This is a genomic window from Virgibacillus necropolis (assembly GCF_044793635.1).
Taxonomy (GTDB): Bacteria; Bacillota; Bacilli; order Bacillales; family Amphibacillaceae; genus Virgibacillus_F; species Virgibacillus_F necropolis_A.
Genome location: NZ_CP084992.1, coordinates 95,475 through 107,886 on the forward strand (window position 1 = coordinate 95,475; position 12,412 = coordinate 107,886).

Annotated in this window: 12 protein-coding genes; all 12 read left to right on the forward strand. The window is 36.1% G+C overall.

Annotation, left to right across the window (positions count from 1 at the left end; all coding sequences use genetic code 11):
• Positions 1 to 107: 107 nt before the first annotated feature.
• The 12 genes from sucD (at position 108) to fliF (ending at position 12,409) form a co-directional block, all read left to right on the forward strand.
• Positions 108 to 1,010, forward strand: a complete 903-nt coding sequence (sucD, locus tag LG329_RS00480; RefSeq protein ID WP_404452604.1) for a succinate--CoA ligase subunit alpha — start codon at positions 108 to 110, stop codon at positions 1,008 to 1,010.
• A gap of 268 nt (positions 1,011 to 1,278) precedes the next feature.
• A complete protein-coding gene (gene dprA / locus LG329_RS00485) occupies positions 1,279 to 2,193 on the forward strand; it encodes a DNA-processing protein DprA (protein WP_404452605.1) in 915 nt (304 codons plus the stop codon).
• Between the two features lie 107 nt (positions 2,194 to 2,300).
• Positions 2,301 to 4,379, forward strand: a complete 2,079-nt coding sequence (gene topA / locus LG329_RS00490) for a type I DNA topoisomerase (protein WP_404452607.1) — start codon at positions 2,301 to 2,303, stop codon at positions 4,377 to 4,379.
• Between the two features lie 104 nt (positions 4,380 to 4,483).
• The gene (locus LG329_RS00495) at positions 4,484 to 4,798 is read left to right on the forward strand and encodes a hypothetical protein (RefSeq protein ID WP_404452608.1); all 315 of its coding nucleotides are present in this window, start codon (positions 4,484 to 4,486) and stop codon (positions 4,796 to 4,798) included.
• Between the two features lie 407 nt (positions 4,799 to 5,205).
• Positions 5,206 to 6,081, forward strand: a complete 876-nt coding sequence (xerC, locus tag LG329_RS00500) for a tyrosine recombinase XerC (RefSeq protein ID WP_404456351.1) — start codon at positions 5,206 to 5,208, stop codon at positions 6,079 to 6,081.
• Between the two features lie 24 nt (positions 6,082 to 6,105).
• The gene (gene hslV, locus LG329_RS00505) at positions 6,106 to 6,651 is read left to right on the forward strand and encodes an ATP-dependent protease subunit HslV (protein WP_404452609.1); all 546 of its coding nucleotides are present in this window, start codon (positions 6,106 to 6,108) and stop codon (positions 6,649 to 6,651) included.
• A 20-nt stretch (positions 6,652 to 6,671) separates the two neighbouring features.
• Positions 6,672 to 8,075, forward strand: a complete 1,404-nt coding sequence (gene hslU, locus LG329_RS00510) for an HslU--HslV peptidase ATPase subunit (protein WP_404452611.1) — start codon at positions 6,672 to 6,674, stop codon at positions 8,073 to 8,075.
• 27 nt (positions 8,076 to 8,102) lie between these two features.
• Positions 8,103 to 8,882, forward strand: coding sequence for a GTP-sensing pleiotropic transcriptional regulator CodY (codY, locus tag LG329_RS00515; RefSeq protein ID WP_404452612.1), 780 nt, complete (start codon positions 8,103 to 8,105; stop codon positions 8,880 to 8,882).
• Between the two features lie 488 nt (positions 8,883 to 9,370).
• Positions 9,371 to 9,769, forward strand: coding sequence for a flagellar basal body rod protein FlgB (flgB, locus tag LG329_RS00520; RefSeq protein ID WP_404452613.1), 399 nt, complete (start codon positions 9,371 to 9,373; stop codon positions 9,767 to 9,769).
• A 1-nt stretch (position 9,770) separates the two neighbouring features.
• Entirely contained in the window at positions 9,771 to 10,226 is a 456-nt protein-coding gene (gene flgC / locus LG329_RS00525; protein ID WP_404452614.1) for a flagellar basal body rod protein FlgC, read from the forward strand.
• A gap of 20 nt (positions 10,227 to 10,246) precedes the next feature.
• A complete protein-coding gene (gene fliE / locus LG329_RS00530) occupies positions 10,247 to 10,549 on the forward strand; it encodes a flagellar hook-basal body complex protein FliE (protein ID WP_404452615.1) in 303 nt (100 codons plus the stop codon).
• Positions 10,550 to 10,819: 270 nt separating this feature from the next.
• Positions 10,820 to 12,409: a flagellar basal-body MS-ring/collar protein FliF gene (fliF, locus tag LG329_RS00535; protein WP_404452616.1), complete on the forward strand. Its 1,590-nt coding sequence runs from the start codon at positions 10,820 to 10,822 to the stop codon at positions 12,407 to 12,409.
• Positions 12,410 to 12,412: the final 3 nt, after the last annotated feature.

Below are 12,412 nucleotides of genomic sequence, written 5' to 3' on the forward strand. Positions count from 1 at the left end.
AGTCATGAGGAAGGAAGTCCAATAAGACGCTAGTCGTTGAAGCTGGATATTAATAACTGATTGTGATGAAAAAACGTATGAAGATTGCGTAGAAAGGACGGACGAAAATGAGTGTATATGTTAATAAAGATACAAAAGTAATTGTCCAAGGAATTACTGGTGGTACTGCTAGATTCCATACAAAACAAATGCTTGAATACGGTACAAAAATCGTTGGTGGCGTTACTCCGAAAAAAGGCGGTACAGAGGTTGAAGGAGTTCCTGTTTTTAATACTGTGAAAGATGCAGTTGATCAAACAGGTGCTAATGCGTCTGTAATTTACGTACCTGCTCCATTTGCAGCAGATGCGATCATAGAAGCTGTTGATGCAGGACTTGACCTTGCTATATGTATTACGGAGCATATTCCAGTAATGGATATGGTTAAAGTAAAACGCTATATGCAAGGTAAGAAAACACGCTTGGTTGGACCAAACTGCCCAGGTGTTATAACACCTGAGGAATGTAAAATTGGTATCATGCCTGGATATATTCATAAAAAAGGTCATATCGGTGTTGTTTCTCGTTCCGGAACATTAACATACGAAGCTGTACATCAATTATCTGAAGCAGGTTATGGTCAAACTACTGCTGTTGGTATTGGTGGGGACCCTGTTAATGGAACAGACTTTATCGATGTATTATCAGCATTCAATGACGATCCTGAAACAGAAGCGGTAATCATGATTGGTGAAATCGGTGGTACTGCTGAAGAAGAGGCTGCTGAATGGGTAAAAGCAAATATGAAAAAACCTGTAGTTGGCTTCATTGGCGGTGCAACTGCACCTCCAGGTAAACGTATGGGTCACGCTGGTGCAATCATCTCAGGTGGTAAAGGTACTGCAGACGAAAAAATCCGCATTATGAACGAATGTGGTATTAAAGTTGCAGAAACACCAGCTGTTATGGGTGAAACAATGATCAGTGTACTAAAAGAAAAAGGTTTACAAGATAAATGTAAAACTCATTAAGTAACAAAAGCGAATGCGCCTGGTCAGTGACGTATGGACTGTGCCCACGCAACGTGGGTAGTTCGAAGTTGCCACGCAAAGTGGCGGTTTTAATCGAACATTCTTTAATACAAAATATAGGAAAGCCAAAAGAGGTTTTCTTTTGTGCTTGACTTATTGAAGAGCAGGGAGGGAAGTCCACTAGTCGCTAGGCGCTGAAGCTGGAAAGAAAAAGGAACTCAATTCTAGTATTGAGTTCCTTATTTTTAAAGGAAAAGGAAGTGTCCAATTGGTATCATTACGAAATCGAATTATTCATCTCCACCGATGTAGAGGCATTACGAGGCGAACTATTACACGAATGCTAACTATTGATCCATCACTATCTTCAATTTATAACCTATCTTCGTCCCAGATCAGCCAACAATTTGCTATTCCTCAAAAACACGCTATATCACTTCATCAAGACCTTCATAATCATACACTTCAAAAAGAAATAGAAAGAGATATCAATTCCTACACTATTTTAACAGTAGTTGACGAGTCCTATCCCATTGTGTTAAAAACAATAAAAGATCCACCTCTTGTGTTATATACAATTGGTGATGTTTCATTATTAGAACAGATACCTGCCCTAAGTGTGATTGGCACAAGATCTCCATCGAGAAACGCCTTAAATAAAATGAACTTAATTTTACCAACACTTTTAGAAAAGAATTGGGTAATCATAAGTGGTATGGCAATGGGCATTGATAGTTATGCTCATCAGTTCGCCCTAAGGAAAAATGGCAAGACCATTGCAGTATTAGGTGGCGGTTTTCAACACATTTATCCCAAACAAAATGTCACTTTGTTTGACCAACTGAGCAAAAAGGGCTTAGTATTATCAGAGTACCCTCCAGGCCAACCACCAGAACGATTTCACTTTCCTGAACGAAATCGCATAATAAGTGGATTAAGTTTCGGAACTTTAGTTATTGAAGCTAAAGAAAGAAGTGGTACACTCATAACAGTTGATCAAGCATTGGATCAGGGTAGAGAAGTGTATGCTATACCCGATTCACCGACCAACCCTGAAGCAATTGGGTGTAATCGAATGATACAAGATGGTGCCAAACTGGTAATTTATCCAGACGACATTCTAGAAGACTGGGATAGGGCTAAAGAAATATGGATAAACCAAACCCAAGATATAAGAAATTAGAAAAAATTAGAAATAGCATGTTTGACAAATAAGGAGTATATATTTACTATTAGTGAAGATTTCAACTTAAAAAATACAGAGGACCTCATTTTTAGGAGGATGAATGAATGTCAGATTATCTTGTAATCGTTGAATCGCCTGCTAAGGCAAAGACGATTGAACGATACTTAGGAAAAAAATATAAAGTAAAAGCTTCCATGGGACACGTTCGGGATTTACCGAAAAGTCAAATGGGCGTTGATCCAGAAGATGAATTTAAACCAAAATATATTACGATACGCGGAAAAGGTGACGTACTTAAATCACTTAAGACTGCTGCTAAAAAAGCTAAGAAAATATATCTCGCGGCCGATCCCGACAGAGAAGGCGAGGCTATTGCCTGGCATTTAGCACACAGTCTTAACATTGATGTGTCATCCCAATGTCGAGTTGTATTTAATGAAATTACGAAAGATGCTATAAAAGAATCGTTTAAACATCCACGTTCCATTAATACTGACTTAGTAAATGCGCAACAAGCACGAAGGATTTTAGACCGCCTGGTAGGTTACAATATTAGTCCTTTACTATGGAAAAAAGTTAAAAAAGGATTAAGTGCAGGTCGTGTACAATCAGTAGCGGTTAAGATGATTATGGATCGTGAAAAAGAAATTGAAGGTTTTACACCTGAAGAGTACTGGTCCATTGAAGCAAATTTCATGAAGGATAAAGACACGTTTGAAGGTTCCTTTTACGGAATTGATAAGAAAAAAGAAGAATTAAAAACAGAGGAAGATGTCAAAAAGGTTATTGAACAATTAAAAGGAAAGAACTTTACCGTTGATAAGGTGAATAAACGGGAACGTAAACGAAATCCCGCAGTACCATTTACCACGTCTTCTATCCAACAGGAAGCTGCACGAAAACTGAATTTCCGGGCTAAAAAGACGATGATGGTTGCCCAACAATTATATGAAGGAATTGATTTAGGTAAAAAATCTGGAGGAATCACTGGTTTAATTACCTATATGCGTACTGATTCTACACGTATTTCTGAGACGGCTAAATCAGAAGCAAAGGATTATATTGAGGAAAAGCACGGTAAAGAATATTTAGGTAAAGCAAAACCTGCTAAACAAAAAGAAGGAGCGCAGGATGCCCATGAGGCAATTAGACCTACATCTGTTATGCGTGATCCAAAATCGATAAAAGCAATATTATCAAATGATCAATATAAGCTTTATAAATTAATATGGGAACGATTTGTTTCAAGCCAAATGGCACCAGCAATTATGGATACGATGACCGTTCATTTATTGAACAATGGAATTGAGTTTCGTGCAACAGGATCAAAAATTAAATTTAAAGGTTTTATGTCTGTTTATATTGAGGGAACAGATGATAATAAAAAAGAAGAAAACAAGTATTTGCCCGACTTAAAAGAAGGTATGGAAGTAACGGCTAATGATATCGATCCAAATCAACATTTCACACAGCCGCCTCCAAGGTATACCGAAGCAAGACTTGTAAGAGCGATGGAGGAACAAGGAATTGGTCGACCATCAACATTTGCTCCAACGCTTGATACCATCCAACGAAGAGGATATGTAAGTATTGATAATAAACGATTTATCCCAACAGAATTGGGTAGTATCGTGATTGACTTACTCCAAGAATTTTTCCCGGAAATAATCGATGTCGATTTTACCGTGAAAATGGAGGGTGATTTGGACTCCATAGAAGATGGAAAGAACAATTGGAAATCTATTCTGGATGGGTTTTATACAGATTTCAGCAAGCGTTTGGAAGTCGCAGAAAAAGAAATGGAAAAAATTGAAATCAGAGATGAACCAGCAGGAATTGATTGTGAAAACTGTGGACATGAGATGGTATATAAAATGGGACGATACGGTAAATTCCTTGCATGCTCCAATTTTCCTGAATGTAGAAATACAAAGCCTATTCTAAAGGAAATTGGTGTGAAGTGTCCTAAGTGTGAAGAAGGAAATGTAGTTGAACGGAAGTCAAAAAAGAAACGAACGTTTTATGGTTGTGACCAATTCCCAGAATGTGATTTTGTCTCATGGGATAAACCGATTTCAAGACCTTGTCCAAAATGTGAATCACTATTAGTAGAAAAGAAAAGTAAGAAAGAAACACAAATTCAATGTACCAATTGTGACTACAAAGAAAAGACGCAAAACTAAACACAATAACCAAGACAATGTAGAACTGTTCATTAGAGACAGTTCTTTTTTTGTTTTTAACCTCAGATAATGGGGTAAAGTCCCTAAGTAGGGAGGTATATGTAATGAATAGTAAAAAACAATATTTTGTAACGGTGGATACGGAAGATATTCGTACAATGTCAATACCTGATAGTGGGATTGAATACGAGGTTCATGCTAATGCCGATGAAATCAAAGAAATAGAAATGCTATTTGTTGAGAAACGAAAGAATGCTAAACAAGCAGTAAAATATCTAGGTAAGCCATTTGATGAATGGGGTGCAGATGATGAAAGAAACGAATATGATCATCATTTAATGAGGATTTATCAAAAAATATATGACCTTGGTACAACTACTACCAAAGAAAAAATTAAGGAAATAGGGTTATTTAAATAATTTTATGTCAATAAATATAGAAACTGCCTTTTACAAGTATTTAATCTTTAAAAACTTTTTAAAATACTTGGATTGTTGATGATTGACTAATATATTTTAAAAAGATATAATTATCAATTGGTAAGCTAATTTACTTGACAGTGGTGGAGGGAGTTTAACAATAGGCAATAATCCATTGGATATTTTTTGTCCATAGACTTCAAATATTCACTAAATGTTCACGCAATAAAATACAGAAATAACAAGTTAGACTCGAAGTGTATAGCGCAATGGGAACTAGGGTCAATTCTGAATTTTGTTACAATTGCGTTAAGTTTATTGCTTTACCTTTTGGAATGTGATATGATTTATTCGCTGATTAACGGGGTGACGTATTGTATCATTTAAAAGAATATAGCGAAGCATTCATGGAATATTTACAAATTGAAAAAAATGCATCTCCATATACTGTAAAATATTATCTGAATGATCTGGAAACTTTCGGCCAATTTTTAAACGGCGAAGCAATCGAAGACCTATCGGATGTTGATCATCGTACAGTTCGTGTTCTATTAACTTCTTTATATGACAGGAAATTAAGTAGACGTACTGTGTCAAGATTAATTTCCAGTATGCGCAGTTTTTATCGTTTCTTAGAACGAGAAGGTAAAGTTACAAACAATCCTTTTTTACAAGTTACATTACCAAAAGCGACGAAGCCAATTCCTGGATTTATGTATAAAGAAGAACTGGAAAAATTGTTTGAAGTGAATGATATGAGCGACCCTTTAGGTCAACGTAATCAAGCATTACTGGAAACTCTTTATGCTACTGGAATTCGGGTGAGTGAGTGTCAGGGACTACTGCTTCAAGATATTGATTTCACAATAGGCACAATGCTAATACGTGGTAAAGGTAGAAAAGAACGATATGTACTGTTTGGTCGCTTTTCAGAAATTGCATTGGAAACGTATTTAAATGATGGTAGAAAAACGCTACTTGAAAAGTCCAATGCAGCAACAAATGCTGTATTTCTTAATGCGAAGGGTAATCCATTAACTGTAAGAGGCATGCGCCTAATCTTGACAAAAATGGTAGAAAAAGCATCATTAACTATACATGTGCATCCACATAAATTAAGACATACATTTGCAACACATATGCTAAATGAAGGTGCTGATCTTAGAACCGTTCAAGAGTTGTTAGGTCATGAAAGTTTATCATCAACCCAGATATATACACATGTTACAAAGGACCAATTACGAAAAGTGTATATGAAGGCTCATCCTAGAGCCAATAATTAATTATTAGATTATGAGGTGATGCAGGTGTCAAATGAGATGCATGCAACAACAATTTTCGCTGTTGCACACAATGGTCAATGTGCAATGAGTGGAGATGGCCAGGTTACTCTAGGAAATGCAGTTGTAATGAAACATAAAGCACGTAAAGTACGTACATTATTTAATGGGCAAGTGCTAGCTGGTTTTGCTGGTTCTGTAGCAGATGCTTTTACACTCTTCGAAAAGTTTGAAAGTAAACTTGAAACCTATAATGGGAATTTAGCAAGAGCATCTGTAGAACTTGCGAAGGAATGGCGGAGTGACAAAGTATTACGCAAATTAGAAGCAATGCTTATTGTCATGAACAAGGAAAACATGTTTCTTGTATCCGGTACTGGTGAAGTAATCGAACCTGATGATGGTATTTTAGCTATAGGATCAGGTGGTAACTATGCTTTAAGTGCTGGCCGTTCTCTAGTGAGGTACGCAGAAAACTTAACTGCTAAAGAAATAGCACATGCAGCACTAACAATTGCTGGTGAAATATGTGTCTATACAAATGACCAGATTACACTAGAGGTACTTGAGTAATAAGGGGGCCTTATCAACCTATGGGGAATGATTATACTCCAAAGCAAATAGTGGAACAACTTGATCAATATATTATTGGTCAAAGGCAGGCTAAAAAGTCTGTTGCCGTAGCACTCAGAAATCGTTATCGGCGTATGAAGTTAGATGATTCGATTAAAGATGAAATTGTGCCAAAAAACATTTTGATGATCGGTCCAACAGGTGTTGGTAAAACAGAAATAGCTAGAAGGTTAGCGAAATTAGTTGGAGCTCCTTTTGTAAAAATCGAAGCTACCAAATTTACCGAAGTTGGATATGTTGGTCGTGATGTAGAATCAATGGTACGTGATTTAGTCGAAATGTCTATTCGAATGGTAAAAGAAGAGAAGATGAGTGAAGTAAAGGAAAAAGCAGAACAAGAGGCTAATAAGAAGTTAGTTCAGTTATTAGTACCTCAAGTGAAAAAGGATACAACTAGTAAAAATCCGTTTGAAATGCTTTTTTCGAATCACGGTTCATCTGATGATGATGATGAAGATGAAAAAGAAAGTGATACTAACGAAGAAATTAGAACTAAAAGACAGCGTACCGAACAAAAGCTGGCTTTAGGTGAGATGGAAGACCATATGGTTCAGGTCGAAATCGAGGAAATGCCACCATCTATGTTTGATATGCTACAAGGTTCTGGAATGGAACAAATGGGTATGAATATGCAAGATGCTTTTGGTCAGTTCATGCCTAAGAAAAAGAAAAAGCGAAAATTACCAGTTTCTGAAGCGAGAAAAGTTTTAACTCAACAAGAGGCACAGAAATTAGTAGACATGGAAGAAGCGGCACAAGAAGCAATTTCTCGAGCAGAGCAGTCAGGAATTATTTTTGTTGATGAAATTGACAAAGTGGCTGCTAAACAAGATAATTCAGCTAATGTTTCACGAGAAGGCGTACAGCGTGACATATTGCCAATCGTCGAAGGGTCCACTGTAGTTACAAAACACGGACCTGTTAAAACGGATCACATGTTGTTTATTGCAGCAGGGGCATTTCATATGGCAAAACCATCCGATTTAATTCCAGAGCTTCAAGGAAGATTTCCAATCCGGGTGGAATTAGAGAAATTAACAGTTGATGATTTCAAACTTATTTTACTTGAACCATCAAACGCATTACTTAAGCAATATCAGGCTATGATGAAAACAGAAGGTATAAATGTAATATTTACCGACGAAGCTGTTAATAAATTAGCAGAAGTTGCTTTTGAAGTAAATCAAGAAACGGATAATATTGGCGCACGTCGCTTACACACTATATTAGAAAAGTTACTGGAAGATTTATCATTTGAGGCTCCAGATATTACGATGGATAAAATTGAGATCACATCGGAATATGTCGAAAAGAAACTTAGTTCTATTGTAAAGAATAGGGATTTAAGCCAATTTATACTATAAATTAAAATAATGAAATGGAGGATTATTATGGAACTTTTAAATCGCGCAAGAAAAATTAATGCAATGCTACAAAAAGCAACAGGAAAATCGGTGGATTTCAACGAGATGTCTGCATCACTAAGGGATGTTATTAAAGGGAATGTTTTCATCTTAAGCCGTCGTGGTAAACTTCTAGGATTTGCAATCAATCAAGAGATTGAAAACGAACGTATGAAATCAATGCTGGAGGAAAGACAATTTCCAGAAGAATATACACAAGGGTTATTTTCAATCTATGAAACAACTCCAAACTTGGATATCAACAGTTCTTTCACAGCTTTCCCAGTTGAAAATCGTGAATTGTTTCAAAACGGTTTGACTACTATTGTTCCAATTATCGGTGGAGGAGATCGTCTTGGAACATTAGTTCTAAGTAGATTAGAAGAAAGCTTTAGTGATGATGATTTACTTTTAGCTGAGTATGGTGCAACTGTTGTTGGAATGGAAATCTTACATGAAAAAACAGAAGAAATTGAAATAGAAGCACGTAGTAAAGCGGTTGTGCAAATGGCAATCAGTTCACTATCTTACAGTGAACTTGAAGCAATTGATCATATTTTTGAAGAGTTAAATGGTAATGAAGGATTGTTAGTAGCTAGTAAAATTGCAGACCGTGTAGGAATAACTCGTTCTGTAATTGTAAACGCATTGCGTAAACTAGAAAGTGCTGGCGTTATCGAATCCCGTTCATTAGGTATGAAGGGAACTTACATTAAAGTATTGAACAACAAATTCTTAGTTGAACTTGAAAAACTTCGTTCAAGGTAAGGTAAATGATAAAAGGAAGGAATCAAAAAGGCTGTAAATTTCAGCCCTTTTGATTCCTTTTTCTTTGCACGTAAGGAAAGTATAAATGTTTTAATGAAATGCCGGTATAAGAAAAGCTTCAGCATTCGCTATTAAAGACGAGGCGAATGCCGAGTTTTTCTAATAAAAAAACTTCTCCATTCGCTAATAAAAATGAGGCGAATGGAGAAGTATTTTTATAAAATATAGTAGTTAGCAAAAAATGGTTATCATCATCTAATTCAGGTATATATACCTATTAAATTTATATCATATTTAGTGTAAAGTAGTAGAATTCGACAATTTAGGTACATAGTCCTGGTTATTATTAACTATTTTGATTTTCTGAGTCGTAATATGTCGAAAATTCATAGACATTACAACTCCTATAATTTACAATATTCGTAAGTGTTAATAGAAAGGTGTCCGTTAAAAATAATTTTTTAATTAGAATTAGAAGGAGGGATCATGTGGGTTTATTTGGAGGAACAATACATACATTAGAAAACTCGCTCGATTATGCAACGGCTAAAAACCGAGCTATATCAAATAATATAGCAAATGTGGATACACCAAACTATAAAGCAAAGGAAGTCACCTTCAAAAATGTGTTGAATGAGACCATATCAGGTTCGTTTGAAGCTAAACGGACAAACCCTAAGCATTTACCTTTTTCTATGGACTCTTCAAGTCATGCATATCAAATAATGACATCAAACAATACCATGTACAATCATAATGGAAATAATGTTGATATAGACAAAGAAATGGCAGAGTTGGCTAAGAATCAAATCTACTATCGCGGATTAGTAGATCGATTAAGTGGTAAGTTCAGTAGTTTACAAACTGTTATTAGAGGAGGTAGATAGAATGTCAATTTTTGGTGCATTAAATACAAGTGCAAGTGCACTTACAGCACAAAGATTACGAATGGACGTGGTCTCATCTAATATTGCAAATGCACAAACAACACGGGCAACTGTCAATGAAAATGGTGACGTTGAACCATATAGAAGAAAAATGGTTGTCTTCGAGCCAAAAGATGGTAGTTTTCAATCCTTTCTTCAAAAAGCTTCTAATACTTCTTCAGATATAAGTGGTGGTGTTAAAGTATCCAAGATTATAGAGGATGACTCACCATTTAAATCAGTTTATAACCCAAATCATCCTGATGCTAATGAAGAAGGATATGTACAATTACCAAATGTTGATCCTCTAAAAGAGATGGTAGACTTAATGAGTGCAACACGTTCATATGAAGCAAATGTAACTGCACTAAACGCAACGAAAAATATGTTATTAAAAGCATTAGAAATAGGAAAATAGTATAAAGAGGTGAATGTACCATGAGCACATTTATAAATGGAATATCCAATCCTATATTACCCGTTAGTACAAATGGAAAATCTATATCACCAGGAGAAGCACAGGCGAGTTTTGCAGATTCCTTAAAATCAGCGATAGAAAATGTGAATAAATCACAAATAACTTCTAGCCAAAAAACGGAAGCCTTTGCACGTGGTGAAATTGATAACCTTCATGATGTAATGATTGCAGCACAAAAAGCCAGCATTACGCTTGAAACATCCGTACAAGTTCAAAAAAAGGTAATTGATGCTTACAACGAAATAATGCGCATGCAAGTTTAATACTATGTGACATCTAGCTCCAGCGTCCATTGCCTAATGCCCTTCCGGCACCTCCTTACGATAAGTCAACATCGGTTCGCTTACGCGCTCCGTGTTTCCTTTATCTCAAAGGAAAAAGGATGTTCGATTAAAAACGCCACTTGAGTGGCAACATCGAACTACCCACGTTGCGTGGGCACAGGTCATACGGCAATAATCGGACGCCTGCGCTTTTCTTATTACAGGTCCTAATACATACTTTTATTTTTACGGAATTTGGCGGGGGAATATATGAAAGAAAAAATTTTAAAGTTGAGAGATTCAGCTAAATCTTTTTGGATGAAGCGATCGAAAAGCCAAAAAGGTATTTTTTTGGGTTCGATCGCAATTGTTGTCTTTTTAATTATTGGGCTGACATTATTCTCGAATAAAACAAATCTGGTACCATTATACAGCAGTTTATCCCTACAAGAAGTTGGACAAATTAAAACAGAGTTAGATACTAGAGGGATTCAATATTCGCTTGAAGATGGTGGAACTACCATAATGGTTCCGGAAACAGAAGTGAATAATTTATTAGTTGACTTAGCTGGACAAGGCATCCCAAATAGCGGTAATATCGATTATTCATTTTTTAGTCAGAATGCATCATGGGGAATCACAGATAATGAATTTAGTATGATCAAGCTGGATGCTATGCAAACAGAGCTTGCAAATTTAATTAAAGGTATTAAAGGAATAGAAGATGCAAAAGTGATGATTAACATGCCAAAGGAACCAGTGTTTGTAAGTGACACTGGCCAACAGGCGAGCGCTTCCATTGTCATCAATACGCAGCCTGGATATGAGTTCCAAGGGAATCAAATTGAGACATTATATCATTTAGTTTCAAAGGCAGTTCCGAAATTACCACAAGAAAATATTGTGATAATGAATCAGTACTTTGAATATTTTGATCGGAATTCAAAAACCGGCAATAATCAAGATGCTTATACATATCAACAATCAGTTAAAAAAAATATCGAACTTGACATTAGAAGAAGGTTGCAACAAATGTTAGGAACGATGGTTGGACCGGAAAATGTGATTGTATCGGTTACGTCAGATATTGATTTCACAAAAGAAAATCGAGTCGAGGAGATTGTGAAACCAGTAGATATTGAATCAATGGAAGGTCTACCAGTTAGCATTGAAACTGTGCATGAGACATATTCCGGTAATCCTGCTATGGGCGGAGTTGCAGGAACCGGTGGTGAGGATATCCCTGGATATCAAGCAACAGAAGGTGAAGAGGGCGAATACGAATTAGTAAAAGAAACGATTAATAATGAATACAACAAAATTAGAAAAGAAATAGTAGAAAGTCCATATAAAATTAGGGATTTAGGAATACAAGTTGCCGTAAATAATGTAAAAAGCCGTGAAGGCGAACAAGTTCAATATTTAACAGCAGCAGACATAACGGCTGTGGAAGAAGGGATTTCCTCAATTCTTAGTTCAATTATTACAACATCGGTTGATGCTGAGTATGGAGAGGTACAACCCGAAGAAAAGATTTCTATTGTTTTTCAGGAATTTAGCGAGACCACAAAACTTCCTGAAACTACAGCACCAACTATTCCTTTATGGATGTACATTGCTGGTGGAATCTTGTTACTAATTATCATCGTTCTAGTTGTGATGTTAATGCGTAATAAAAAAGAAACTGAAGAAGAAGTAGTAGAGGATACGATGGTTAAAGAACCAACTACCGAACTACCGGAAATGGGACAAGAGAAGGAATCAGAATCGGTTATACGTAGAAAACAATTAGAAAAAATGGCACAGGATAAACCAGAAGAATTTGCAAAACTCTTACGTAGTTGGATTGCGGAGGATTAGGAG

Coding starts and splice junctions, on each gene's coding strand:
- sucD (WP_404452604.1), top strand. CDS start 108: ATGAGTGTATATGTTAATAAAGATACAAAAGTAATTGTCCAAGGAATT.
- topA (WP_404452607.1), top strand. CDS start 2,301: ATGTCAGATTATCTTGTAATCGTTGAATCGCCTGCTAAGGCAAAGACG.
- LG329_RS00495 (WP_404452608.1), top strand. CDS start 4,484: ATGAATAGTAAAAAACAATATTTTGTAACGGTGGATACGGAAGATATT.
- xerC (WP_404456351.1), top strand. CDS start 5,206: ATGGAATATTTACAAATTGAAAAAAATGCATCTCCATATACTGTAAAA.
- hslU (WP_404452611.1), top strand. CDS start 6,672: ATGGGGAATGATTATACTCCAAAGCAAATAGTGGAACAACTTGATCAA.
- codY (WP_404452612.1), top strand. CDS start 8,103: ATGGAACTTTTAAATCGCGCAAGAAAAATTAATGCAATGCTACAAAAA.
- flgC (WP_404452614.1), top strand. CDS start 9,771: ATGTCAATTTTTGGTGCATTAAATACAAGTGCAAGTGCACTTACAGCA.
- fliE (WP_404452615.1), top strand. CDS start 10,247: ATGAGCACATTTATAAATGGAATATCCAATCCTATATTACCCGTTAGT.
- fliF (WP_404452616.1), top strand. CDS start 10,820: ATGAAAGAAAAAATTTTAAAGTTGAGAGATTCAGCTAAATCTTTTTGG.